The sequence below is a fragment of the Sphingomonas sp. BT-65 genome (assembly GCF_026107375.2).
Classification (GTDB): domain Bacteria; phylum Pseudomonadota; class Alphaproteobacteria; order Sphingomonadales; family Sphingomonadaceae; genus Sphingomonas.
The window spans coordinates 574216-599188 of the sequence record NZ_JAPCIA010000002.1; the positions used below are offsets into that span (position 1 = coordinate 574216).

Sequence of the window (24973 nt, forward strand, 5' to 3'; positions counted from 1 at the left end):
TCGATATCGAGCAAAAATTCGCCGGCTCAAGCGTTTGGCCGGGATTGCCCCTTTAATCCGCGACCGGCGCGCCGCGCGCCAATGCGTCGAGCAGCTCGGTGTCGCGGAATGGCTTCGGGAGGACCGCGGCAAAGCCGGCGGCGACCGCCGTGTCACGCAGTTGCCGGGAATAGAAGGCGGTGACCAGCACGGCGCATCCATTCCATCCATGCGACTGGAGGAAGCGCAAGGCCTCGATCCCGTCCGCCTCGGGCAGGACATAGTCGATGACCAGATGGCTCGCGGTGATCGCCGTGGAATCGGCAAGGGCAAGCGCCGCGCGAGAGAATGCGTGGACCTGATATCCTTGCCCGGTCAGCAGCAGTTGAAGCCCGCGCCGCACGGCATCGTCATCCTCAACGAGCAGCAGGCGTGGTGCCAGCGAGCTCCGGGCGGTCGAGTTCATACCGAGTCACGCCTTCAGTTGTTGGAGCACTCCAGGCCCGCCTGCGCCAGCGAGCCGCCACCGGTGTCAAGCGGAAGAGTGCGTTACCGCCGGCCTGTTGCAGTTCGCGTAAAGCTTGACCGGGTCGCCCCGTGACTCGGCATGCGAAATCATCCCCTCGCCGGCCACTGCCACCCGCGCGTAAACCTAATGGGCGCGTCCCGAACGCTCGATTGGGGTTAGTACGTAGGCCGTAGACTCATAAGCTCGGACCCCAGCGTATTGAAGCGAGCTGGACCGTGGCAAGGAAGTTGGCGGCGAGCTTCTCGTAGCGGGTGGCGAAGCGGCGGAAGTTCTTCAGCTTGGAGAAGTATCGCTCGCTGAGGCTACGCAGGCGGTAGAGCCGCTTGCTGAAGACAGGGCTTCCAGCGTCGATTACTCTTGGGTGGGATGTTGGGCATAGCGCTCTGGTCGTGGATAACTCCCGGAGGCGGTCGGCGTCGTAGGCTTTGTTCGCCAGCACGATGGTGCGCGGGCTGAGGTGGTCGAGTAGCGTATCGGCGACCTGCCCGCCTTGTGTTTGCCCTGTGGTCAGGCTGAGCAGGATCGGGAGCCCCTGCGCGTCGACAACGACACGAATCTTGGTCGTGAGCCCGCCGCGTGATGGACCGAGACAGCGATCTGCCCCCTCTTTGCCGTCGCTGCCTGCCGGTGGACACGAACGGAAGTGCTGTCGATCATCTGGATATCGCCCTCGTGCGCTTCAGTGATGGCCTCCATCAGCCAGTCTCACACGCCTGCCTTCCGCTATCGGACGAAGCGGTTGTGGCAGGTGGTGCGCGGGCCATAGCGCTCGGTCAGGTCACACCATGGCGCACCGGAGCGGAGTACTCCGTTCAGCACACGCCTGTCATCGACGCGTGGCAATATCACGTCGGCCTACCGTCGTCGGCCTTTATGAGTACACAACCCTGTTCTAAAACGACAATCCTCTCGATGACTGAGGGCCACTTATCATGTCATTGTCCAGTCAGCCCAAACATAACGACAGTACCGTAGAAGGCCTTGATCGCGATTTGCCAATCCAAAGCCGACGCCGCGCGCTGTTGACGTTGATGGGCGTCGGCGTCGCGGGGCTGGTTCCCGGAAGCGGATGCTTGTCCGCCGCCTCACGTTCCCGCATGGCGGGTGCTCAAATCGGACCCACATCCAGCCCCACAATTATCCCAGCGCCAAGCGGACGCTCGGTCATGGAGCGATCCCTTTCAAGGGCAGGCGCAGTCGGGAATGGAAAAACCGACGATACGAATGCTATCCAAGCTGCAATTAGTGAAATCGAGCGCAATACCCGATTTGAGACCGATGGTAGCAACACACCATTTCTGGGGATTGGCGAGTTAGTGTGGCCTCAAGGTCTTTTTATCGTCAGTGGTTCAATTCTTATTCAACGCAGTCTTCGACTGCTAGGAGAGGGTCAGGCGGAATATTCTAGTGGCGCGCGCATAGAACAGCAGCGTCCCGGACACGATCTCTTTAGAGTCGAACCGATCGCGCAGGGCTGTTCATTTGGACTGAACAATTTAGTGTTGCGTGCCAACGGCGGGGGTGGGTCGGGTGGAGCTTTGCTTCGTATAGTCAAGACCAAAGGTCAATGTAACTCGATCCGAATTCTCGATACAGTCTTTGCTACGCCGCAAACCCATGCGATCGATATTACTCATGGTGACGATATCCTGATCGATCGATGTCTCTTCGACGTATCGGCGCAGGAATGTATCCGGATCGGCCAGGGGGCTACGGGCGGACGGGTTTCAAATGTCAGGATCACCAGAAACAACTTCTACGCGATTGCTAGTGAGTGCATCGTCCTTGGCGGTGCTCGATCAGTCGTAATTGAGAGCAATAATGCTTTTACGGATCGCGCGACGCGCACCTTCGTGCGTATTGGGGACGACGCCGGCCAGAATCAGACGATCACTATCCGTGGCAATACGCTAAAGACCGTCGATTGTGCGGTCGATGCCACGACAGTGACAGGACTGGTCGTAGAAGGGAACAATGGCGAAGCGATCGGCGGTGGGGTAGCGCCGCGCCGAGCGGCGGTCACCCTTGCTGGTGCTTGTACAGGTGTGGTCGTGGTTGGAAATCACTTTTCGGGTCAAGGAACCCTAGGACTATACAACGATGCCGCAGCCCGCGTAACTGATGCAGTTATCGTTGCGAATGGCTTTATCGCTCAATCAGCACAAGGCGCAGCGCTCAATGTCGCAAACACCAGTGGGCGGATTGGTGACAATCAGGTGAGTGGCGCGCCGCGCCCCGCAGTTGGCCATCGCTGGTCGACCAGCAGAAACGCCGCAGCTCCGGGAGTGATCGAAGCATATGGTTCGCGCACGATCTCCCTCCCAGTTGCTGGTGCTTTGCCGCGCGATCATGCGGCCGTGGATCCCGATCGGCCCTTGCCCGACGCGATCGCTGTCGCAGCGCGGGCGAAGGATCACGCGATCGATGTCCGATATGCGAATGCTACGCCACGGCCTGTCCCAGTTCCACCGCACGACTTGACTGTCCTGGTCACGCGGTAGGAACCAAAGAGAGGCGGGGGCGCTTCGCTAACTTGGCGAGCTACTATTGTTGCGCCGCCGAAGGGGATATGTCAAATCCGATCACGCCGGTGCTCAGAGTGGAGTTTTGTCGCTCGATCTGAAAACAAAGGTGGCAACGACGAGCTTAGCGGTGCAAGGGGTGCGCATGGGGCAGAGCAAGGATCTTTCTTCGGTGCGCTTGTCTGCTGGATGGTTTACGGCTGCGGCGGAAGCGCTGGCGAAGGCCCTGTTGTCGCTGCCTCGCAGGACAAAATGGGTTATCGCGATCACTTGCGACGCCCTTGCCTGTGTATTTTCTGTCCTGGTCGCCTTCTATCTGCGTTTAAGCGAGCTGCCGGAGCTGACATTCGGGGTATGGTGCGCCTTATTGTTGGCGCCGGTCATCTCACTGCCGGTCTTCCATCTCTTTGGGCTGCATCGCGAGGTCTTCCGCCACGCCGGATCGCAGGCGATGATGCTCGTGACCTATGCTGTCGCTTGTGCCGCGCTGCCCGGCTTCGTGGTGTTCACGCTGATCACCGTGCCGGGCGTGCCTCGCACGGTTGCGATCATCCAGCCCATTATCTTGCTGCTCATCATGCTGCTGTCGCGGCTCGCCGCGCGCGAGTGGTTCGGTCGCTCTGCAGGAATAACAAATGTCCGCGGACGCGTCGCCATTTATGGCGCGGGCACTACCGGGCGCCAGTTGGCGCTGGCGCTGTCGGCGACGCAGGACATGATTGTGTCGATGTTCGTCGACGACGACGTGACGTTACAGGGCCGGACACTGAACGGCGTGACGATCAAGCGGCCCGAGGAAATGATCGCGGCGATCCGTTCAGGGATTATCACCGACGTCCTGCTGGCCATGCCAAGCGCAACGCGCAAGCGCCGCAACGAAATCATCGCCGGTCTTCGTGGGCTGCAGGTAAAGGTTCAAACTATTCCGGACATGTTGGATTTGGCAAAGGGCCGGATCAGCATAAAAGATGTTCGTGATCTCGACATTGATGATTTGCTAGGCCGTGCGGCCGTACCCCCCGAGCCGGATCTTCTTGCACGTACCGTGGCCCAGCAAATCGTGATGGTAACTGGTGCAGGGGGATCAATCGGCAGCGAGTTGTGCCGACAGATCCTGGACCAACAGCCTGCAAAGCTGCTGCTGGTCGAGCAGAACGAGTTCGCGCTCTATCAGATCCATGCAGAGCTCAGTAGCCGCTCGGTCGGTGAGATCGAGATCATCCCCCTGCTCGCCTCAGTTCGCGACCGAGCTCGAATCGATGAGATCTTGGCCGCCTGGCAACCCCACACTATTTATCATGCTGCCGCGTACAAGCATGTGCCGCTGGTTGAGCACAATGTGCTCGACGGTGTCGCCAACAATGTCTTCGGGACGCAGGTGATGGCCGATCTCGCCATTCTGCATGGGGTTGCGCATTTCGTGCTGATTAGCACCGATAAGGCGGTTCGCCCGACCAATATAATGGGCGCGACAAAACGTCTCGCTGAGATGGTGCTGCAGATGGCAGCGCGCGCGAATCCTCCTACCTGCATGTCGATGGTACGATTTGGAAACGTCTTAAACTCAAGTGGGTCGGTCGTGCCGTTGTTTCGACGCCAGATCGACGAGGGCGGACCTATTACTATTACCCATCCCGAGATCACCCGCTATTTTATGACTATTCCCGAAGCAGCCCAGCTCGTTGTTCAAGCCGCTGGTCTTGCGCAGGGCGGCGAGGTTTTCGTCTTGGACATGGGAGAGCCGGTTAAGATTTGGGATCTGGCACGCAACATGATTCTTCTGTCGGGTCTCCGTCCCCGCGACGAAACCAATCCCGACGGGGACATTGCGATCGAAGTTGTCGGGTTGCGTCCGGGAGAAAAGCTTTACGAGGAACTGCTGATCGGCAACCATCCGATGCCGACCGCGCATGAGCGGATCATGAAGGCGAACGAACCTCTGCCGTTCACGCCGGCGGCTTTTAACAAGCTCATGAATGACATGGCAGCTCTGGTCCAGTCGCGCGACGTGGCGGGCGCGCGCACGCTTCTAGCGACGCTGGTCACCGATTACCGTCTTGACAAGAAAATTGTTGATTGGGTTCACTATGAGCGCGTGGCAGAGATGATATCCGGAGATTTACGGCCGAACGTCGTCATACAGGCATGATCATCGAAGCGATCCAAGTACGCTATGACGTCTGCTGAGACACGCGGACCGGTGCCGACAGTCTAGGTCGTGTTGACAAAAGAGATTTCTCATGTGGCCCTAGTTCTGATTCAAGGCCGCTCTTTGGGGAGCATTCATGGGCCGTGGAAACTTGTCGGACGAAGAATGGGAACTGGTCGGTCCACTACTTCCATCTGAGCGGGGACGATGGGCGTGACCAGCGGGCGATAACCGACGGTTTCTCAACGGGATGCTCTATGTCTTGGGGGTTGGCTGCCCTTGGCGCGACATGCATGAGCGCTACGGTAAGTGGAACTCCGTCTATGTGCGGTTCCGGCGCTGCGCCGAGCAAGGCGTCTGGGATGCACTGCTGAAAACGCTGGTCGACCTGGCACTGACCAACGACTGGCAGCACATGATCGACAGCACTACGGTTCGCGGCCATGCTTCGGCGGCGGCGGAAAAGGGGATGTTGCGCAGGCTTTTGGCGATCACGCGGCGGCTTTACGAGCAAATCCACGCCCGCTGCGACAATCAAGGACTGCCTATCGGCTTCACTGACCGGTGGCGAGGCATCGGACTACACGGCCTCAGACGGCCTGATGGCCCTGCCGTTACCCAAGCCCAAAGGGGGTGCTCGCCGACAAGGGCTACGATGACGACAGGTTTCGGGAAAAAACCTGCTCATGCGTGGCATCCTGCCCGTTATCCCGCGCGCTTGACCGAAGCGCGCCCTCCGTCCCGATTATCGCCGCTGCAAAGATCGCAACCGCATCGAGCGCATGCTAGCAAGCTCAAACAGCAACGCCGTATTGCCACGCGTTACGACAAGCCAGCCTCTCGTTCGAAAGCTTCCTCAACCTCGCCGACGCTCGCCTATGGCTCAAGTCTTTTGTCAACGCGGTCTGGCCCGTGATGACGCTGGCGCTTGCACAGAAATCTGGGCACTCACGCTTGAAACAATGAAAGGTTGACACCCTCTAAACACGTGACAGGGGCCTTTTTAGACCAGCGCTTATTAGCGACGCGTTCGTCCAGCTACCTTGGCCTGATCCGCCGCCACCCCGAACGGCGATGTCGCATTCGCGCGCGGATCGTAAAAACGGTCGATCCGGCTCCGCAGGCGGTTCTGCACGCGATTGGCGATGCGGTTGCTGATCCGCGCCATCGGTTCGATTCCGGTTTCGCGAGCGGCGTCCTCTCGGGTCTGGCGCTGGCCGATCCGCCCTGCGTCGGTTTCCGCCGTCCGGGCAGCCCGCGGATCGACAATGACGAGCGGCGTTTCCTCTTCCACGGGGACGGGCCGGTTCTGCGCCTGGACCGCGGATGGGACAATCCCCGTCAAAAGCGCCAGCGCCACGCCGATTCGCCGCCTGTGCTTCGCGCCGAACCCTGAAAGGTGCGTCGTCATTGAGCGTCTCCCAAAGGTTGCAATGCAACCTCATCGATCTGGCCAGATACGCCGGATACAATGTTGGACGGCCGCGCGACAAGCCGCAATTGTTGGGTCGGGCAATCCCCACTCACGGAGAAGCTCCCACGAAACCGCCCGCTCGCTTCGGTTGAATTGGGGAGATCGACCCGCCCCAATTCGCGGCCATCGACGCAGACCAGCGACCAATAGGGACGCGCCCCGCGAGGCTGGTCGATTCCAGTACTGCGTCCTTCGATCCGATAGCGGCCCGGCGGGAGAAACTGCATCTGCTGCAGGATCACGCCCCCAACCGTGGGCGGCGTCGCGAAATCGAACACGCCGTCCCGATCGTTACGCTGGATTGTCGCGGCGATGCCGGGGGTGTCGGTCACCGGCACCCAGTCGAACGCGGTCGGCGTTTCGAGCTGGGCGGTGAAATGCGGATCTCTCGAGCGCCGCCGATCGGCAGACGCATGCAATGTGCGGTAGTAGCCCCAGGCCGCCTCATGCGCGTTGGCGGCGACTAGCGCATTCACCACATTTACCTCAGCGGCTTGGGGAATTGCGATACGGCGCGCTTTCAACGTCCGAAAGAATCGCGCGCGAACCTTGGGATCGAGGCCCGATCCGGCGACATGGGTGAGAAACGCATCGCCCCAAGGTGGCCGGCTCGCCAACACGGGTGCTAGTGCGGCCGCGATACTAGGATCTGCGATCGCGGACGAAAGCACCGGAAACAATATTTCAGGAGCCTGGCGCGATGCGCGTAACGCCAGATCGTAATTGCGAATGGCACCCGGAACGTCCTCACGTGCGACCGCGTCTTCGATCGCCCAGAGGCGCGTCTGTAGATCGCGCCGCGACAGTCGGCTCGAATGCGCGAACAGACGCCGCGCTCGCGGAAGATCTCCTCGCAATTGTGCATGCAGGCCTAGTGTCACGATCGCGGGAATGGCGAGCGGCTCGCGGCGCAGGGCGTCTTGCGCGAGTTGCTCGGCCCGGCGGCGCTGGGCATCGCCAGTCGCGGTCGTCAAGAGCTTCATCGCCAGTTGCGCCTCGATGCGCCCATCCGACGGTGAGAGCGTATGGGCGCGTTCCGGATCGGCCGAGCGCACAGAATAGGCAAGCGTCTGCTTGACCGAAACATAGCCGGCGGCAACCGCCGCCAGCGCGAGAACACCCCGCGCCAACCACTCGCGGGGGGTCCGCCCAAATGCTGGCGAACGAAATGTCCGGCGCGCCATCAGGCGGCGGTATCCGCTTTCCCGTCGCGGCCATAGCCATAGCCATATTCATAGCCGTAGCCATAATGGGCCTTGCGCACCTCGAACTTAGTGAGAATGCCGCCGAGGATGTGGGCGTTGGCGGCAGCGAGCCGAGCGAGGGCGGTTTTGACCAGGCTCGAGCGGATACGATGGGATTCGACCGTGTAGACGACGCCTTCGACCCGGCTCGCGATGAGCGGCGCGTCGGCAAGTCCCATCACCGGCGGAGAGTCGATCACGATATGGTCATAACTCTCAAGCAGTCGAGCGATCAGCAACTGAAGGCGATTGCCGGTTAGAAGTTCGGCGGCATTGGGCGGGATCGGGCCCGCCGACATCGCCGTGAAACCCAGATCACGCATCTCGAAGGTGAGTTGCGCGATATCGTCGTGGCCCGACAGGAAGTTGCTGAGCCCGCGATCATGGTCAACTCCGCCCAGCTGATGGATCGAAGGCGAACGCATGTCGCCATCGACGAGAATGACCTTCTTTTGCGCGCGCGCCAGCATCGTCGCGATGGCGAGCGCGGTAGTCGACTTGCCTTCTGCGGGCCTCGTCGAGGTTACGGCAAGCGATCGCGGCACGCCATGCTCGGTGGTGAAACCAAGGCTCGTCTGGATGGCAAGATAGGCATCGACCAGATCGGACTTGCGATCGAGAAGCGCTTCGCGCGGCGATTCGTTTTCGACCTTGGGCACCGACCCCAGAAGCGGCAGGCCGAGCCGCCGCTCAACCTCCATTGGATCGGCGATCGCTTCGTCCATTTGTTCGAGTGCGAAGGCCAGAGCGGCGCCGAGACCTAGTCCCGCCAATAGCGCGATCGCAAGATTGAGCAGCAGGCGCGGGCTCGAAGGCCTTTGCGGCACGTCGGCGGTATCGACGACCGAGATGTTGTTGACACCAACGCCGCGAGCGACGCCGATTTCCTTAAAGCGTTGCAACAGCCCGTCATAAAGTGCGCGGTTGGTGTCCACTTCCTGCTGATAGATGTTATACTGGATGCTGCGGCGCCGCAGATCGAGGAAATTTACTTTCAGCTGCTCGACCCGCCGGCGTAATTCATTCTCGCGTTCCTGGGCCTGACGATATTCGGCCTGTACCGAACCGGAGACTCGACCTTCCTCGCGCGCGATCGAGCGGTCGAGCTGGTCGATCTGCGATTTAAGCGCTCGCGCTTGGGGATAGCCCGGCTCGAACTGTACCATCAGCCGCTCATAATCAGCGGCGAGTTCCGCGCGGCGCTGACGCAAGGTATTGATCGCCTGGTTGCGAAGCGCTTCGCTCGATTGGCCGTTGCGTCCAGCCTCGCGGAAGCGCGCTTCGGCCGCGATTCGGTCTGCGGTGGCTTGGGACAAGGCCGAGTTAAGCGTCGCCAGTTCGTCCGCGACGATCGAACGCTCGGCAGTCGTTTTGCCGTCTCCCGCGCTCTGGCTGGGCAGGTTGATGATGCGCTGTTGCTCGGCATAAGTGACGAGCTGGCGCTGCGATTCGTCGAGGCGTTCCTTGGCCTGGACAAGTTCGCGCTGAAGCAGGTTACGGCCATAGGAGGTCGCCTGCACCTTGCGCTCAAGATTGATTTGAATGAAATTCTCGGACCATGCATTTGCAACGCGCGCCGAGAATGCGGCATCGGGGCTCATCACGCGGATCTCGACGAGACGTGAGAGACGGGTTGGTGCGATGTCGATGTTGTCGAGCAGGAATTCGCCGGCGATGCGCTGGCGGGTCGCCCGGCCGCTCGCCGAATAACGGCCATTGACCTGCTGAAATGCCGGATCTTCCTGATCGACGCCGAACCGTTCGAAAAATGCTCTGTCGTCAACGAGACGAAGCTGCGCGGCGACGCGTTCGGCGAGCGTGCGTGAGCGCAGCAGCCCATATTGGGTCTGGTAGAATTCCTGATCCGCGACGCCCGTCTCACGCTCCATTCCTTGGAAGTTCGTAACCTGGTTGGATTCGCGAGCGATTTCGATCGTCGCGGCAGCGGTATATTGAGGCGTCATCAGGAGCGTCGCGATCAGGCCCAGAATAAGGCATGCCGCCGCGGCGCCGAGGATCAGGTAGCGCCAGCGCATCGCGATGCGCAGATACTGGCGGATGATCGGCATCGGCTCGCCGCCGCCCGCAGGTGCGCCCACGCCGACCGCCGGACTTGCCGGCACTCCGGCACGCAGATTGGGATTGACCAGGTTCATGGTGGTTCGCCTTATTGCAGCACGGCGATAAGCGGCGACGCAAGCAACGGCGACAGCGCGACAAAATCGCGGAACAGTCGGCGCTGCGGAGAGTCGCCGACAATGATGACGTCGTTGGCATAAACCGGCGGGTCCTCATAGGCGCCCCGGCGGATTGCCGCGATGTTGTACAGTCCGGCCATTTTCCGATCGCCAACCTTGCGCAGGATCACGACATCCTCTTGCCGCGCGAACTCGGAAAGGCCCTTGGCCGACGCGATCACGCGCATCAGCGTCATCTGATTGGTGACCGGATAAAGCCCCGGCTCGACGACCTGCCCATCGATCGTCACGACTTGGCTGACCGAGCTTTTGATGTTCACCGTCACCTCGGGATCGCGGACATAGCGCGCGCGCAAGGCTATCTCGATCGCCGCAGCGAGTTCCTGCGCGGTCTTGCCGCGCGCATCGATGGTACCGGCGAGCGGCATCGCGATGCGGCCGCTCGCGTCAACCTGCATTTCGCGGCTGAGGTTTTCGATACCGAAGACATCGACCTCGATCGTATCGAGAGGGCCGATCAGGGCGGGCCGGTCGGCTGCGGTCAAGTCGCTGCGATCGGGTGCAGGCAAAACCTGGCTTCCTTCGATGACCGTCAGACTCGCGCTGGATCGAATGGGCTCGGGGGCACCGCAGCTTGTGACTGCCAGCGCAACACATAGAATGGGGATCGGAAAACGCATGTGGGCGGAGGTTCTTCCAAAGAAAGGAAACGACGAGGGCTATAGGTCCCTGACGCCCGTCGGTAAAGCAGCGTGAGGCTTGGCGGCGCTCCCCCGTGCCAGCCATACGGCAGCGATTGTTGCGAGCGCCATAATTATGGGCGTGCGCGCCGGATAATCGGTCGCGCTCGCCACCAAGATGAGGAAGAGCGTCGCGGAGCCTAAACGCGCGAAGGTGATGGTTTTACTTGCTGGCATACGCCACATGCGGACGGTTGCGATCAGCCACCATCCGATCGCCGCGCCAAGCACGGCAAGAGCCAGCAAACCGCCGTCGAGCGCGATACCCAGAAAGTCGTTATGCGCCTGATTGAAATAGGTGAATTTCAGCAGCGCGAGCGGCTCATGAATCCGGAATACTGGGTCGAACCCCCCGAAACCCGATCCGAACGGAAAATAAGCGCGGATCATCGTCAGCACACTGGGGAGCGCTCGTGCACGCATATCTTCATTCGTTTCAAGATGGATCAGCCGGTCAATCGATTCGGCGCGATCGGCCGCGAAGCTCAACCATACGAAGCCGCCAATTGTGATCAGCCCCAAACAGAGCACCGCCGGCAACACCCAGGCCGGGGCGTGCTTGAGGCGGCGCCGCAGATGGTGACCGATCAATATCGGCGCGATCACAAGCGCAATCGCGCCAAGCAGCATGCCGCTCCGCGACCCGGTTGCAAGGATCGTAAGCACGAATAGCAGAATGAGCCCACCAGCGACCGGAGCTCGCCAGCCCGGCGCGTCGCGCGTACTGAACGCCCAGACCGGCGCAAGTAGGCAGCCGATCGCCAGCAGCAGCGCAAAATGGTTGCGATTGGCGAATATGCTGCTGACTTGCCCAGGTACATCGTTCAGCAATGGGTTGTCGAAGCGGGCGCCGGAAAATTGCAGAAGGCCGAGCAGTACGGCCGATCCTATCATCGCAAGCAGAATCGATGGCAGCCAGCCGCGAGCTGTTTCATCAGCTTGCGCGAGCAACAATAGCGTCGCCGCCGGGACGACGAGCGACGCCAGTGCATTGCGCGTGGCGGCGGGGGTCATTGTCCAGGGGCGGAAAGACGGTGGTTCGCCGGGGAGGAGCAAAATATCGCGGCCCGGCAATGCCTGCCACCAGGCAGGCGGAAGCGGGATCAGCTGGATGATCGGTAGGGCGATGGTGGCGACGAGAAGGATGAGGACCGGCCGGATCCCACCCAGCGCCGGTCGCGGCCCGGCAAATATGGCGACGGCGATGACCATCCAGGCCCCAGCCCGTACGATCACCTGCCCAGTCGCGTCCCCACGCGAGGCCCCGCCGGCGAGCCACAAAAGGCCGAGCAAAACCGCCAGCAGCGTGAGCGGCAAGCTGAAGCGGTGGTCGGGGCTTCGAATTGGACGTGCGTTACGCATCGGCGCTCATTAGTAGATTGCCGATGCGCGGGAACGCGGCGCGAGCGATAGCTTGCTGATATTGCGCAGAATTGCCGCAATGGCGTTCGCTTGCCCCGTCAGCAAATCAAACCACACGCACCGGATAAAAAAACGGCAGCCTCTCGGCTGCCGTTTCGAAACCTTGCGCAAAACCGCTTACGGGCTGTCGGGCGAATCGTCATCGTCCACAAGGACGATGATGCCGCCGATAACCGCCACAACAGCGATCAGGGGGATCAGAAAGCCGCCGGCAGCTTCGCTCGAGCGACCCGCATCGGTCGACGCGCGGACGTTCGAAAGCGACAGCTTCGAAGCCGCCGACGAGGCAATCGCCGGAGACACCGCAAGCGAGCAGGCCGCAATGGCCGTCATCATCTTCGCCAACCGCATCTATATACTCCCTTTTTTCTTTACGACGGTTCAAGTGCAGACGCCTATTGGCATAGCCGAACAAAGCCTGCAACCCAAAACCTGCAGCGCACAACAAACCAAATCTGAGCGTTGCATAGGCACAACACCGATTCGGACCACAGGTTCCACCGCCAATATAGGGGCGGGCAGGCGCACGGCAAGAAGGTCAGCGCAAGGCGCGCGGGCCGTTCGTCTGCAATATCCAACGCTCTGCGCCTTCGAACCCCATCGCGGTCAGCCGGCCGCTTGCATAGGCGCCGGTGTCGATACCGATGCGCCACGGCCCCTGCTCCACTTCGTCGGCAATGGTATGGCCGTGAATCACGATCTTCTCGAACGGGCCGCCGCTGTTCAGGAATTCCTCGCGGATCCAGCGCAGCGTTTCGGGCTTCTGTGCATCCAGCGGCACGCCGGGCCGAATCCCCGCATGAACGAACGCGTAGTCGCCGATCACGACGACATCCTCGAACGAGGACAGGAAATCCAGATGCGCCCGCGGAACCCGCTCGCGCAACAGGGCGAGCAGCTCGGGATAGTCGCACTTATTATACTCCGCTTCGCCCACCCCGTAGCTCAGGATCGTTTCCTTGCCCCCGATCCGCAGGAAGAAAGGCAATGCTTTGCTTTCACCAGCGATCGACCTGAGAAACACCTCCTCATGATTGCCCAGGAGAAAGCGAACCTTTTCGGCTCCCGCGCCGATCTCCAGCAGGCGCTGCACGACCCCCGCCGAGTCCGGGCCCCGGTCGATCAGGTCGCCGAGGAAGATCACGGTCGTGTCGGCAGGGCCGCGCGAGGCATTGTCGACTTCCATTCGGCGAAGTAGATCGTCGAGCAGGTCGAGCCGGCCGTGAATATCCCCCACGGCATATACGCGCGCGCCTGCAGGCACAGATCCGGTCGGCTGCGGTGGGGCGGCGCCTTTCCGGGCGAACGCTGAAAGAAGGTTGCGAAGCATGATGGTACCGTCGGTGGCGCGTCCATAGCGCCGCCCCGCTTTCGCACGCAACCATCATCGTTCATAGGGCGAGGCATGAAGGAACGGATCGAGTCCTGGCCAGGCGGCATCGCTTTCGCTCTTGCCGCCTGGGCATTCGCCTTCCCGACCTCGGCTCTTCAGGCGCAGGATCGCGATGCTTTCGAAGCCATGCGCTCGGCCGATATGCGCCTGGCCGCCATCGGCTATCGGCTGAGCCGTGCGGCCGCGCCCATGTGCGACCGGCTCGAGCCGGCGACGGGCCTCCAGTTGCATACGCTTGCACAATATGCCCCGGGCTCGCGCGAGGCGATCCGCACCCATTTCAGAATGTCAGGCGTCGTCGCGGCCGAAGGCGTCATCGCGGGAAGCCCGGCTGATCGAGCCGGCATCCGGCCCGACGATGTCATCGTGCGCATCGGCGCGATCGCCCCCCCCTCTGTATCTCCACCGGACGCATCGACCGCCGTACTCGAGTCGCTCTATGCGCAGCTTTCGGCATTGCCGCCACAGAGCGGTATCGAGGTGATCGTCCAGCGCGATGGCCGCGAACGCAGCTTTCAAGTACAACCCGAGCCGGCCTGCCGGACTCGATATGAGTTGCGTATCGCTGACACATTCGATGCGCGGGCCAATGGCGAACTAGTTCAGCTGACGTCAAAATATCTCCAGACCGGGGATCCCGAACTGCTGCCTGCCGTGGTCGCGCACGAGCTGGCACATAATATCCTGCGGCACCGTGAGCGACTCGATGCCGCGGGCGCGGAATTTGGCCTCGCCTCGGGCTTCGGGCGCAATGTCGGCCTCTTCCGCCAGACCGAGATCGAGGCGGACCTCCTCTCGGTCCATATCCTTGCGCGCGCTGGCTATCCCCTGTCGATCGCCGGACGCTTCTGGCGGGAGATCGGACCGCAGCTGCTGCGCGGCAGGATTCGCAGCCGCTCACATCCGCCGCTCGAGGATCGTGTTGCGACCGTGGAAGCGGAAGCCGCCAAGCTCGCGGCAGCCGGCCCCTCCGCTTCGCTCCCGGCCTTTTTCGCGGGACGCCACGCGCCGTTGGACGGGAACTGGCAGCCTTTGTTGGTGCGCGCGCGATAGACCACTATCCCCCGCTACATTGCCCGCCTGACAATCGTCGGATGAGCAGTATCGCCAGTACGACGGCTCTCGACTGCCGCATTCAACCGTCGTAGCGCAGCGCCATGCTCTTCTACGCCGCAATTAAGGACGCTATCGCTGATGATACCGGTCTTGGAAACACGATCCTCCATATCCATGCGGGTATGCTGATCCTGCTAGTCGCCCGCCTGATCTCGGGCCGCTCACTTCCCACGTTTGTGCCATTCGCCGCGGTGCTCGCGCTCGAACTGGCGAACGAAGGGATCGACCGGGTCAACCACGGAACGTGGCGATGGGTCGATACAACCGGCGACATGGTGAGTACATTGTTCTGGCCGTTCGTCTTGAGCCTCGCCACTCGCCTCCGGCCGATCCGCGAAAGCGCCAGCCCGCCCGAAGCGGGAAATAGAGATTAGGTCAACGGTCTAGCGAACGATCCTCTGCGCGGGCCATCTCGTCCACAGGCGTGCCTTTCTGGTCTGGCGAGGATTGATCACGCTCCGCATCTTTCTGCTCGGCGCACTCAGCAACCTCGAAAGGGACATATTCCCAGCCATCGAACATCATGGGAATCGCCGGTCGATTGTCAGCCGGCGTGAGCTCGCCCGCATAGCGCTGCATGAGTCGCTCCATTTGATGACGCGCTTTCATACCGCCGATGTGCGGCAAAGTTAAGCTGACAGAAACGGTCTTTTCAACGGTATGACGAGGCGAACGAGCTCACGATAGCCAGTAGCGGATGATCGCGGCGACCAGTCCCAGAATGGCGACGCTGGCGGCCCAGATCGCGGCCATCCACGCCAGCCGCTTCCATAGCGGACCGGGTGCCTCGTCCGTACTCAATGATAGCCCTCCGCGCCGACCTTGCCGCGAAACACCCAATAGGACCAGGCGGTGTAGGCGAGGATGATCGGGATCAGCAGCCCCGCCCCGATCAGCATGAAGCCCTGGCTCGCCGCGGGCGCGGCGGCGTCGAGGATGGTGACGCTGCGCGGGATGACATAGGGCCACATGCTGATCCCGAGGCCGATGAAGCCCATCAGGAACAGCCCGAGCGCGAGGAAGAAGGGCCGCACCTCGCGCTTCTTCTTGAGCGAGCGATGGAAGGCGAAGGCGGTGATCGCGGTGAGCAGCGGCACCTGCGCGGTCGCCAGCACCTGCGGGAAGTCGAGCCAGCGTTGGTAATAGCCGTGTGACAGGAAGAGCGTCGCGATGCTGACCGCGATAATCGCCGCCAGGGTTGCGAGGCCGAACCAGCCGGCGAGACGATAGGCATGTTCCTGGCCGCGCCCGTCGGTCTTCCAGATCAGCCAGGTCGCGCCGAGCAGCGCGTAGCCCGCAACCACACTGATCCCCGTAAGCAAGGTGAACGGGGTCAGCCAGTCGAGCCAGCCGCCGCCATAGGCGCGGTCGGCGACCGTGATTCCCTGCAGCAGCGCGCCGAGGATGATCCCCTGGCTCAGCGCCGCGACGAACGAGCCCGCGGTGAAGCTCAGGTCCCACCATCGGCGATGCCCCGGATCGCGCCAGCGGAACTCGAAGGCGACGCCGCGGAAGACGAGCGCCAGCAGCATCGCGATGATCGGCGGATAGAGCGCGGGCAGCACGATCGCATAGGCCAGCGGAAAGGCCGCCATCAGCCCCCCGCCGCCGAGCACCAGCCACGTCTCGTTGCCGTCCCACACCGGCGCGATCGAGTTCATCGCCTTGTCGCGCTCCTCCCCCACCTCGAAGGCCGGGAAGAGGATGCCGATGCCGAGATCGAACCCGTCCATCACCACATAGGCGAAGACTGCGAAGGCGATCAGGAACGCCCAGACCATCGCGAGGATGGGATCAACGGCCATCGGGCAGCTCCCCCTGCTCCTTGAGTTCTTTTTGGGCAGGCCCCGGCACGATCCCCGCGGTGCGGATCGGCGCGTCATCGGTGATCTCGGGCTCGTGCGGCTGCGCACCCTTGGCCATCAGCTTGAGGATATACCAGGTGCCGAAGCCGAACACCGCGAAATAGACCACCACGAACGCAACCAGCGAGGCGCCGACCGCGGGCGCGGCCAGCGGCGAGGCGCTGTCAGCGGTGCGCAGCAGGTTATAGACGGTGAAGGGTTGGCGCCCGACCTCGGTCGTCACCCAGCCGGCGATCACCGCGACGAAGCCCGAGGGACCCATCAGGATCGCTGCGCGATGCAGCAGCGGCCATTCGTAGAGCTTGCCCCGCCAGCGCGCGATGAGGCTCCACAGGCCGAGCCCGAGCATCAGCAGGCCGATGCCGACCATGATGCGGAACGACCAGAAGACGATCCATACCGGCGGCTCGTCCGCGTCGGGGATCGTGTCGAGCCCGGCGAGCGGCGCGTTCGGATCATGCTTGAGGATCAGCGACCCCGCCTTGGGGATCTCGATCGCATAGTCGACGCGCTTTTCCTTGCTGTTGGGGATACCGAACAGGATCAGCGGCGCGCCCTCGGGATGGCTGTGATAATGCCCCTCCATCGCCATCACCTTCTGCGGCTGATGCTCGAGGGTGTTGAGGCCGTGCTGGTCGCCGGCGAAGATCTGCACCGGGGCGACCAGCGCCGCCATCCACATCGCCATGCTGAACATTTTCCGCGCATGCGGATCGGTCTTGTCGCGGAGCAGGTGCCAGGCGCCGACCGCGCCGACCACCAGCGCGGTGGTGAGATAGGCGGCGGTCACCGTGTGAACCAGGCGGTAGGGGAAGCTCGGGTTGAACACGATGTCCCACCACGGCGCGGCGGGGACGAACTGCCCGGCTTCGTTGACCGCATAGCCGACCGGGGTCTGCATCCAGCTGTTGACGCTGAGGATCCAGAAGGCCGAGATGAAGGTGCCGACCGCGACCATGCAGGTGGCGGCGAAGTGCAGCTTGCGCCCCACCTTGCTCATCCCGAACAGCATCACGCCGAGGAAGCCCGCCTCGAGGAAGAAGGCGGTGAGCACCTCATAGGCCATCAGCGGCCCGATCACCGGCCCCGCCTTGTCCGAGAACACCGCCCAGTTGGTGCCGAACTGGTAGGACATGACGATGCCCGAAACCACGCCCATCGCGAAGGTTACGGCGAAGATCTTGATCCAGTATTTGAAGAGGTCGAGATAGAGCTGCTTGCCGGTGCGCAGCCACAGCCCCTCCAGCACCATCAGATAGCTGGCCAGCCCGATCGAGAAGGCTGGGAAGATGAAATGGAAGCTGACCGTGAACGCGAACTGGATTCGCGCCAGGATGATCGGGTCGAATGCGTCGAACACGTTGCCCTCCGCCCGGGGCTAGTGCGCCTTCTTTTTCGACATCGCAAGTACGTGAAGCGCAACCGCGCTTGCACGCAATTCCCGGAAGGAAGCTTGTTTTGAGAAGGCCGCACCAGCCCGCTCCCCCACCCGGCCACCCAGCGGTAGCATCATATGGGGGCCGGGTGGGGGAGCGGGCTGGTGCGGCGAATGCGCCGCTAAGGCGCATTCCAAACAGGTTCTAAATCAGCGGCCCTGCGGGGGCCCGGCGCCCGGGGGCGGGCCCCCGGGCATGCCGCCGCCCATCTGCTGCTGTTGCTGCATCATCTGCATGAACTGCGCCTGCGGCATGAACTCGAACAGCTCGACCTCGAACACCAGCAGCGAGTTGGCGGGGATTACTTCCTTGCCAGCCTGATCCTTGCGCGCCTCGGCGCCATAGCCCAGCTCGGGCTTGATCCAGATGCGGTACTTGCCGCCCTTCTTCATCAGCTTGAGCGCTTCGGTGAAGCCGGGAATCATCCCGGTGACGGGCAGCGGGGTCGGCTGCTGGCTGGCGTCGAACTGAGTGCCGTCGCGCAGCGTGCCCTTGTACATGGCGAGCGTGATGTCACCATCGGTTGGGCTGGCGCCAGTGCCTTGCTTGAGCACTTCATACTGCAGGCCCGAGGCGGTCTCGATCACGCCCGACTGTCGCTTGTTCGCGGCCAGGAACTTGTCGTTGGGCAGCGAGGCGCGGACGGCCTCGGTCGAGGTGCCGACCCAGGCCAGCGCCGCCGCGGCGGCGACCGCCACGGCGATGCCGATCCACAGCCAGACGAGATAGCTGCGCTTGGTCGGCGCAATCGGCACGGCGGTGACGGTCGACATGGCTCAGCTATCCCGGGTAGCCGCGCGGAGTAGGCGGCGGAAAGTCACAAAAGTCACGCCACCCACGCGCGAGCGCAGATGGCGCCACAGGCCTTAACGGGCGCCGTCGCGCCCGCCAAACTCACCGCGCGCCGTCGCGCTCCATGCGCTTGCGCTCGAGCTTGCGCGCGCGGCGGACCGCGGCGGCGCGCTCGCGGGCGCGCTTCTCGCTCGGCTTCTCGTAGTGACGGCGCAGCTTCATCTCGCGATAGACGCCCTCACGCTGCAGCTTCTTCTTGAGCGCCCGCAGCGCCTGGTCGACGTTATTGTCGCGAACGATGATTTGCATAAAGCCGTTCAACTCCGAATCATATTCAATAGAAAAGGGTTCGCCGAGGCACCTGCCCCGGGCGTTGGGACGCGCCACTAGCAGGGAGAGGGCGGAAAGACAAGGGTGCGACTTCACGGCGGCACCCTCTGGGGCCTCCTCTATGGCCTTGTCTTTTACTCTCGAGTGGAGATGATCGGCGTATCGTTGTGACGCCGGCCCTGCGGATCTGGTTGGCGGCGCGATTCGAACGGGGTAAGGTACTGAAATGATGCGCGTATCCAAGAGTGTCGCCGGCCGGCTGACGGCGATGGCCGCCATCCTCGCGTTGCTCTCCGCCTGTGGCGGAGGCGGCTCCGGCAGCGTCGGCGGCGGCGGAGGTGGCGGCGGGACCGGCGCCACCCCGACGCCGAGCCCGTCGGGCACCTGTTCGCTGCGCGCGCGGCAGGACTGGGTCGCGGCGCGGATGAACGAATGGTATCTGTTTCCCGAGACGCTTCCCACGGGCCTCAACCCGGCCGCCTATTCGACCGTCGAGGCCTATCTCGACGCGCTGACCGCGACCGCACGGGCACAGCGCAAGGACCGGTTTTTCACCTACATCACCTCGATCGCCGAGGAGAATGCCTATTATAATTCGGGCTCGAGCGCGGGCTTCGGCTTCCGCCTCGCGCTCGACGGGTCGAACCGGCTGGTCATCACCGAATCGTTCGAGGGGGCGCCGGCGCTGAACGGCGGGGTCGATCGCGGCGCGGAGATCGTGTCGATCGGCACCAACAGCTCGAACCTGCGCACGGTGAGCTCGATCCTGGCGAGCGAGGGGACGGCCGGCCTCAACAACGCGCTCGGCTCGCCCGCCGTGGGGCTCACCCGCGTGTTCCAGGTGCGCGACGGCGCCGGCACCCGCAACGTCACGCTCGCGATGGCCGATTTCACGCTCACCCCGGTCTCGTCGCGCTACGGCGCCAAGGTGATCGACGATGCCGGGCGCAAGGTCGGCTACGTCAACCTGCGCACCTTCATCAACACGGCCGAGAGCCCGCTGCGCAACGCCTTCGCCAATTTCAGGGCGCAGGGCATCACCGAAGTGATCATCGACCTGCGCTACAATGGAGGCGGGCTCATCTCGATCGCGGATCTCATGAACAACCTGCTCGGGGCAGACCGCACGACGTCGACCGTCGCCAACTATGTGACCTTCCGCCCGTCCAAGGCGTCGGAGAACGAGACCGTCTATTTCGCGCCCCAGGCGCAGTCGATCGCCCCGACGCGCATCGCCTTCATCGGCACCGGCGGCTCGGCATCGGCGAGCGAGCTGGTGATGAACACCTTCATTCCGTATCTCGGCAACCGTTCGGCGCTGGTCGGCACCAACACCTATGGCAAGCCGGTCGGCCAGATCGCGCTCGACCAGGCAGCGTGCGACGACCGGCTGCGCGTCATCGCCTTCGCGCTGGAGAACGCCAATCACCAGGGCGCCTATTATGACGGCCTCGCCGCGTTCATGGGCGCGACCTGCCGCGCGAGCGACGACATCACCCGCCAGATGGGCGACCCGGCCGAAGCCTCGACGCGCGCGGCGCTCGACTTCCTCGCCGGACGCAGCTGCACGGCGATCGCGTCGGCGTCGGCGAGCGCCCCCGGCCTTGCCCCGCAATCCGCCGGTGCGCAGCTCAGCAAGCCGATGGAGCTGGTGACGCCCGATCGGCCGACCACGCCGCAGCGCGAGGTGCCGGGGCTGTTCTAATCCCTTTTCCGTCACCCCGGCCTTGTGCCGGGGTCCACCGGAAGGCAAGCAGCCACATAGAGGCTTGAGGTCAGCCCACCGGGAGCCGTGGGCCCCGGCACAAGGCCGGGGTGACGGTTGAGGAGTGGGGATGACGGTCATAACTGCGAATGAAAACCTGCACACGCGCCAGCGCCTCAAGTCGATCCTGGGCGGATCGGCGGGCAATCTGGTCGAATGGTATGACTGGTACGCCTATGCCGCCTTCACCCTCTATTTCGCGCCGCATTTCTTCCCCAAGGGCGACCAGACCACCCAGCTGCTGAACACCGCCGCGGTGTTCGCGGTCGGCTTTCTGATGCGGCCGATCGGCGGGTGGCTGATGGGGGTCTATGCCGACAAATACGGACGCAAGGCGGGGCTGACGCTGTCGGTCTCGCTGATGTGCGCGGGATCGCTGCTGATCGCGGTGACGCCGGGCTATGAGACGATCGGCTGGGTGGCACCGGCATTGCTGGTGTTCGCCCGGCTGATCCAGGGGCTGTCGATCGGCGGCGAATATGGCGCGAGCGCGACCTATCTCTCCGAGATGGCGGGCAAGAAGCGCCGCGGCTTCTTCTCGAGCTTCCAGTACGTCACCTTGATCTCGGGCCAGCTCATCGCGCTCAGCGTGCTGCTGGTGCTGCAGGCGTCGATGAGCGAGGCGGCGCTGGAGAGCTGGGGCTGGCGCATCCCCTTCTTCATCGGCGGCGCGCTGGCGGTGATCGTGTTCTGGCTGCGGCGGCGCCTCGCGGAGACCGAGAGCTTCCACAATGCCAGGGCGGAGGGGCGCAGGACCGGCGCGCTGGCCTTGCTCAGGGAACATCCGGGCGAGTTCCTGCTGGTGATGGCGCTGACCGCTGGCGGCACGCTCGCCTTCTACGCCTATTCGATCTACCTGCAGAAGTTCCTGGTCAACACCTCGGGCTTCGACCGCGAGACGGCGTCGGAGATCAACGCCGCCGCGCTGTTCGTCTTCATGTGCATCCAGCCGCTGGCGGGCGCACTCTCCGACCGGATCGGGCGCAAGCCGCTGATGGTCGGCTTCGGGGTGCTCGGGGTATTGGGCACTTACCCGATCTTCACTGCGCTGGAGCAGGTGACCAGCGCCTGGGCGGCGTTCGCGCTGATGCTCGGCGCGCTGGTGATCGTCACCGGCTACACCTCGATCAACGCGGTGGTGAAGGCCGAGCTGTTCCCCGCGCATATCCGCACGCTCGGCGTCGCCTTGCCCTATGCACTGGCCAATGCGATCTTCGGCGGGACGGCGGAATATGTTGCCTTGTGGTTCAAGGACGCCGGGTTCGAGCGCGGCTTCTACTGGTATGTGACGGGGATGATCGGGGTATCGCTGGTGGTGTACCTGCGGATGCGCGACACGCGGACGCACAGCCGCATCCTCGAGGATTGATGTCGTGAGGCTGCATGTCGCCCATGCGCGCGCGGCGCTTGTCGTCGCTCCGCATCCCGACGACGAGCTGATCGGCGCGGCTGGGCTTATCGCCTATCTCATTCGACGAGGAACCACGGTGCATGTCGCCGTGGCGACCGATGGCGCGGCATCGCACCCGCACAGCCGCAAATGGCCGCGCCGCCGGCTGATCGCCGCGCGCCAGATGGAAACGCGGCGTGCGCTTCGTCGATTGGGGGTGATGCCCGCGTCGATCCATTTTCTGGGTCTGCCCGATGGAGGGGCGAGCGTGGACGATTGCCGCCGCGCATTGACCAGGCAGATCCGCCGATTGCCGCGGCTCGATCTGATCGTTGGCCCCACACGCGACGATGCGCATCCAGATCACCAGGCGGTCGCCATTGCTCTCGATGCAATTGGCAAGCATGTCCGCCTGCTCGGCTACCGGGTCTGGCCGCCGCATCCGCTACGGCGCGGCCGCCTCTGGACCCTGCCGGTCAATTCAGCGGCGAAACGCTCGCTGATCCGGCTTCATCACACGCAGCTCGGGAGTATCCGCGATGATCCCGAAGGATTTCAAATCATGCCCCGCGAGCTCGACGCCTTTGCGCGCCCGCTGGAACGCTATGTGGCGTTGCGATGATCGTTGAGAGAAGTTCAGAAGCACCGTGAATCGATGGCGGACGATTCCCCTGCCCCTCGATCCGCGCTAAGACCCCCGGATGACTCCCGTGCTCAACGTCCACAGCTCGATCCTCGGCCAGCCCTGGCGCTGGCGCGGGCTGGCGGCGGATGCGCGCGATCCGGGATTCGCGCCCGATGACCTGGTGACTCAGCTGCTGCTCACCCGCGGCTGCGCGCGCGAGGAGCTGGAGGCGCATCGCGCGCCGAGCATCCGCGCCTTCATGCCCGACCCCTCGATCTTCCGCGACATGGACAAGGCGGCCGAGCGGCTGGCCGACGCGGTGCAGCGCGGCGAGGCGGTGACCGTGTTCGGCGACTATGACGTCGACGGCGCGACCTCGGCGGCATTGCTGATCCGGCTGCTGCGCGATCTCGGTCTCGATCCCCGCGCCTATATCCCCGACCGGCTGATGGAGGGCTATGGTCCCTCGGGCGAAGCGCTGGTGCGATTGAAGCGCGAAGGCGCGGACCTGATCATCACGGTCGATTGCGGCGCGATGGCGTTCGACGCACTGGCCGAGGCCAAGGCGGCCGGCGCCGAGGTGATCGTGGTCGATCACCACAAATGCGCCTCCGAGCTGCCGGTCGCATTGGCGCTGGTGAATCCGAATCGCCTCGACGAGGAGGAAGGCCGCGAGCACGGGCATCTCGCTGCTGTCGGCGTCGCCTGGCTGCTCGGGGCGGCTTTGGTGCGCGTGCTGCGCGGGCGCGGCTTCTTCGCGAGCCGCACGGAGCCCAAGCTGCTCGACCTGCTCGACATCGTCGCGCTGGGCACGGTGGCGGATGTGGCGGCGCTCAAGGGGCTCAACCGCGCTTTCGTGGCGCAGGGTCTCAAGGTGATGGCGCAGCGGCGTAACGTCGGCATGAACGCACTGATCGAGGCGAGCCGGCTGACGCGGGCACCGACCTGCTCCGACCTCGGCTTCGCGCTGGGGCCGCGGATCAATGCCGGCGGGCGCGTCGGCAAGTCGGACCTCGGCGTGCGGCTGCTGACGACGGAAGACGCCGACGAGGCGCGCGCGATCGCCGAGGAACTCAACCGCCTCAACGAGGAGCGCCGCGCGATCGAGGGCGAGGTGCAGCAATCGGCCGAGGCGATGTCAGCCAAGGGCGCGGTCGCAGTGGTCGCGGCGCGCGGCTGGCATCCCGGGGTGATCGGGATCGTCGCGGGACGCCTCAAGGAAAAGATCGGCCGGCCCGCGATCGTGATCGCGATCGGCGAGGACGGCATCGGCAAAGGCTCGGGCCGCTCGATCGCAGGGGTCGATCTCGGCGCGGCGATCCTGTCGGCGAAGGAGGCCGGGCTGCTGATCGCGGGCGGCGGGCATGCGATGGCGGCGGGCGTGACCGTGGCCGAGGGACAGATCGCTGCGTTCGCCGCCTTTCTGGAGACCAAGCTGGCCGAGAATGTCGCGCGCGCTTCGGGCGAACGCGCGCTGCTGCTCGACGCGGTGCTCGCGCCGGGCGGGGTCAATCCCGATCTGGTCAACGCGATGGAGGCCGGCGGCCCCTATGGCATGGGCTGGCCCGCGCCGCGCGTCGCGGCGGGGCCGGTGCGGATGATCAAGTGCGGCATCGTCGGCAACGGCCATGTCCGCGCGATCGTCGCGGGCGAGGACGGGCGCAGCATCAAATGCGTGGCGTTCCGCGCCGCCGAGACGCCGCTCGGCCTTGCCCTGCTCGGCGCGCCGCGCGACCGGCGGCTGTGGATCGCCGGCCGGGCCAAGATCGACGACTGGGGCGCGCGGCCCGCGGCGGAGATTCATGTCGAAGATGCCGCCTGGGCGGATTGAGGCGCTGGGAAATTGGAGAGGCCACCCGGCGGCTGTCGCCGCCGTCACCAGCTGGCAGGTCGGAGTTTGTTGAAACGCCACCCGGCGGCTGTTCGCCGCCGTCACCAGCGGCCGAAATCATGCCCCGCATGATTTCGAGTCTGCTGGTGACCCCTACGGAAGTGGTAAACTGC

The 24973-nt window shown here is 63.6% G+C and carries 24 protein-coding genes and 1 pseudogene; 9 read left to right on the forward strand and 16 right to left on the reverse strand.

Going from position 1 to position 24973, the window contains the following annotated elements; genetic code table 11:
• Positions 1-52: 52 nt before the first annotated feature.
• The 3 genes and pseudogenes from OK349_RS17260 to OK349_RS19555 form a co-directional block, all read right to left on the reverse strand.
• Positions 53-445: a response regulator gene (locus tag OK349_RS17260; RefSeq protein ID WP_265119145.1), complete on the reverse strand. Its 393-nt coding sequence runs from the start codon at positions 443-445 to the stop codon at positions 53-55.
• Positions 446-683: 238 nt separating this feature from the next.
• Positions 684-1103, reverse strand: a pseudogene (locus OK349_RS19550) (IS5 family transposase); the annotation flags it as partial.
• A gap of 128 nt (positions 1104-1231) precedes the next feature.
• A complete protein-coding gene (locus OK349_RS19555; RefSeq protein ID WP_372340581.1) occupies positions 1232-1357 on the reverse strand; it encodes a transposase in 126 nt (41 codons plus the stop codon).
• Between the two features lie 317 nt (positions 1358-1674).
• On the opposite strand from OK349_RS19555, the gene OK349_RS17270 reads away from it, so the two are divergent.
• The 3 genes from OK349_RS17270 (at position 1675) to OK349_RS17280 (ending at position 6095) form a co-directional block, all read left to right on the forward strand.
• Complete coding sequence (locus OK349_RS17270) at positions 1675-3009, forward strand: right-handed parallel beta-helix repeat-containing protein (RefSeq protein ID WP_265119146.1); 1335 nt, start codon at positions 1675-1677, stop codon at positions 3007-3009.
• A 106-nt stretch (positions 3010-3115) separates the two neighbouring features.
• Positions 3116-5179 (forward strand): polysaccharide biosynthesis protein, encoded by a 2064-nt coding sequence (locus OK349_RS17275; protein ID WP_265119147.1) that lies wholly within the window; start codon positions 3116-3118, stop codon positions 5177-5179.
• A 250-nt stretch (positions 5180-5429) separates the two neighbouring features.
• Positions 5430-6095 carry a transposase gene (locus OK349_RS17280; protein WP_265119148.1) on the forward strand — a complete coding sequence of 222 codons (666 nt, stop codon included), beginning with the start codon at positions 5430-5432 and terminating at the stop codon, positions 6093-6095.
• Between the two features lie 102 nt (positions 6096-6197).
• On the opposite strand, the gene OK349_RS17285 is transcribed toward OK349_RS17280, so the two are convergent.
• The 7 genes from OK349_RS17285 to OK349_RS17315 form a co-directional block, all read right to left on the reverse strand.
• On the reverse strand, positions 6198-6590 hold the full coding sequence (locus tag OK349_RS17285) for a hypothetical protein (protein WP_265119149.1): 393 nt from the start codon (positions 6588-6590) through the stop codon (positions 6198-6200).
• Positions 6587-7837: a tetratricopeptide repeat protein gene (locus OK349_RS17290; RefSeq protein ID WP_265119150.1), complete on the reverse strand. Its 1251-nt coding sequence runs from the start codon at positions 7835-7837 to the stop codon at positions 6587-6589. Before OK349_RS17290 ends, OK349_RS17285 begins: the two co-directional genes overlap by 4 nt.
• The gene (locus tag OK349_RS17295; RefSeq protein WP_265119151.1) at positions 7837-10053 is read right to left on the reverse strand and encodes a GumC family protein; all 2217 of its coding nucleotides are present in this window, start codon (positions 10051-10053) and stop codon (positions 7837-7839) included. Before OK349_RS17295 ends, OK349_RS17290 begins: the two co-directional genes overlap by 1 nt.
• Positions 10054-10064: 11 nt before the next feature.
• Complete coding sequence (locus tag OK349_RS17300; RefSeq protein WP_265119152.1) at positions 10065-10640, reverse strand: polysaccharide biosynthesis/export family protein; 576 nt, start codon at positions 10638-10640, stop codon at positions 10065-10067.
• A gap of 174 nt (positions 10641-10814) precedes the next feature.
• A complete protein-coding gene (locus OK349_RS17305) occupies positions 10815-12197 on the reverse strand; it encodes an O-antigen ligase family protein (protein WP_265119153.1) in 1383 nt (460 codons plus the stop codon).
• Positions 12198-12374: 177 nt separating this feature from the next.
• Positions 12375-12608 carry a hypothetical protein gene (locus OK349_RS17310; RefSeq protein ID WP_265119154.1) on the reverse strand — a complete coding sequence of 78 codons (234 nt, stop codon included), beginning with the start codon at positions 12606-12608 and terminating at the stop codon, positions 12375-12377.
• Positions 12609-12795: 187 nt separating this feature from the next.
• Positions 12796-13587, reverse strand: a complete 792-nt coding sequence (locus OK349_RS17315; RefSeq protein ID WP_265119155.1) for a metallophosphoesterase — start codon at positions 13585-13587, stop codon at positions 12796-12798.
• Positions 13588-13662: 75 nt separating this feature from the next.
• Here OK349_RS17315 and OK349_RS17320 point away from each other — a divergent pair, with 75 nt between their 5' ends.
• Both OK349_RS17320 and OK349_RS17325 read left to right on the forward strand, forming a co-directional pair.
• Entirely contained in the window at positions 13663-14703 is a 1041-nt protein-coding gene (locus OK349_RS17320; RefSeq protein WP_265119156.1) for a M48 family metallopeptidase, read from the forward strand.
• A 104-nt stretch (positions 14704-14807) separates the two neighbouring features.
• Positions 14808-15140 carry a hypothetical protein gene (locus OK349_RS17325; protein WP_265119157.1) on the forward strand — a complete coding sequence of 111 codons (333 nt, stop codon included), beginning with the start codon at positions 14808-14810 and terminating at the stop codon, positions 15138-15140.
• Between the two features lies 1 nt (position 15141).
• Here the strand turns inward: OK349_RS17325 and OK349_RS17330 are convergent, their stop codons facing one another.
• From OK349_RS17330 to rpsU, 6 genes are all read right to left on the reverse strand, one after another.
• Entirely contained in the window at positions 15142-15345 is a 204-nt protein-coding gene (locus tag OK349_RS17330; protein ID WP_265119158.1) for a hypothetical protein, read from the reverse strand.
• Between the two features lie 99 nt (positions 15346-15444).
• The gene (locus OK349_RS17335; protein WP_265119159.1) at positions 15445-15567 is read right to left on the reverse strand and encodes a DUF2474 domain-containing protein; all 123 of its coding nucleotides are present in this window, start codon (positions 15565-15567) and stop codon (positions 15445-15447) included.
• Positions 15564-16571: a cytochrome d ubiquinol oxidase subunit II gene (cydB, locus tag OK349_RS17340; protein ID WP_265119160.1), complete on the reverse strand. Its 1008-nt coding sequence runs from the start codon at positions 16569-16571 to the stop codon at positions 15564-15566. Before cydB ends, OK349_RS17335 begins: the two co-directional genes overlap by 4 nt.
• Positions 16561-17991 carry a cytochrome ubiquinol oxidase subunit I gene (locus tag OK349_RS17345; RefSeq protein WP_265119161.1) on the reverse strand — a complete coding sequence of 477 codons (1431 nt, stop codon included), beginning with the start codon at positions 17989-17991 and terminating at the stop codon, positions 16561-16563. The genes cydB and OK349_RS17345 overlap by 11 nt, the downstream gene beginning before the upstream one ends.
• 225 nt (positions 17992-18216) lie before the next feature.
• Positions 18217-18840 carry an FKBP-type peptidyl-prolyl cis-trans isomerase gene (locus OK349_RS17350; protein WP_265119162.1) on the reverse strand — a complete coding sequence of 208 codons (624 nt, stop codon included), beginning with the start codon at positions 18838-18840 and terminating at the stop codon, positions 18217-18219.
• A 121-nt stretch (positions 18841-18961) separates the two neighbouring features.
• On the reverse strand, positions 18962-19168 hold the full coding sequence (rpsU, locus tag OK349_RS17355) for a 30S ribosomal protein S21 (protein WP_010162663.1): 207 nt from the start codon (positions 19166-19168) through the stop codon (positions 18962-18964).
• A 247-nt stretch (positions 19169-19415) separates the two neighbouring features.
• On the opposite strand from rpsU, the gene OK349_RS17360 reads away from it, so the two are divergent.
• From OK349_RS17360 to recJ, 4 genes are all read left to right on the forward strand, one after another.
• A complete protein-coding gene (locus tag OK349_RS17360; protein ID WP_265119163.1) occupies positions 19416-20894 on the forward strand; it encodes a S41 family peptidase in 1479 nt (492 codons plus the stop codon).
• Between the two features lie 130 nt (positions 20895-21024).
• Positions 21025-22323 (forward strand): MFS transporter, encoded by a 1299-nt coding sequence (locus OK349_RS17365; protein ID WP_265119164.1) that lies wholly within the window; start codon positions 21025-21027, stop codon positions 22321-22323.
• A 4-nt stretch (positions 22324-22327) separates the two neighbouring features.
• Positions 22328-22966, forward strand: coding sequence for a PIG-L deacetylase family protein (locus OK349_RS17370; RefSeq protein ID WP_265119165.1), 639 nt, complete (start codon positions 22328-22330; stop codon positions 22964-22966).
• A 79-nt stretch (positions 22967-23045) separates the two neighbouring features.
• A complete protein-coding gene (recJ, locus tag OK349_RS17375; RefSeq protein ID WP_265119166.1) occupies positions 23046-24800 on the forward strand; it encodes a single-stranded-DNA-specific exonuclease RecJ in 1755 nt (584 codons plus the stop codon).
• Positions 24801-24973 lie beyond the last annotated feature (173 nt).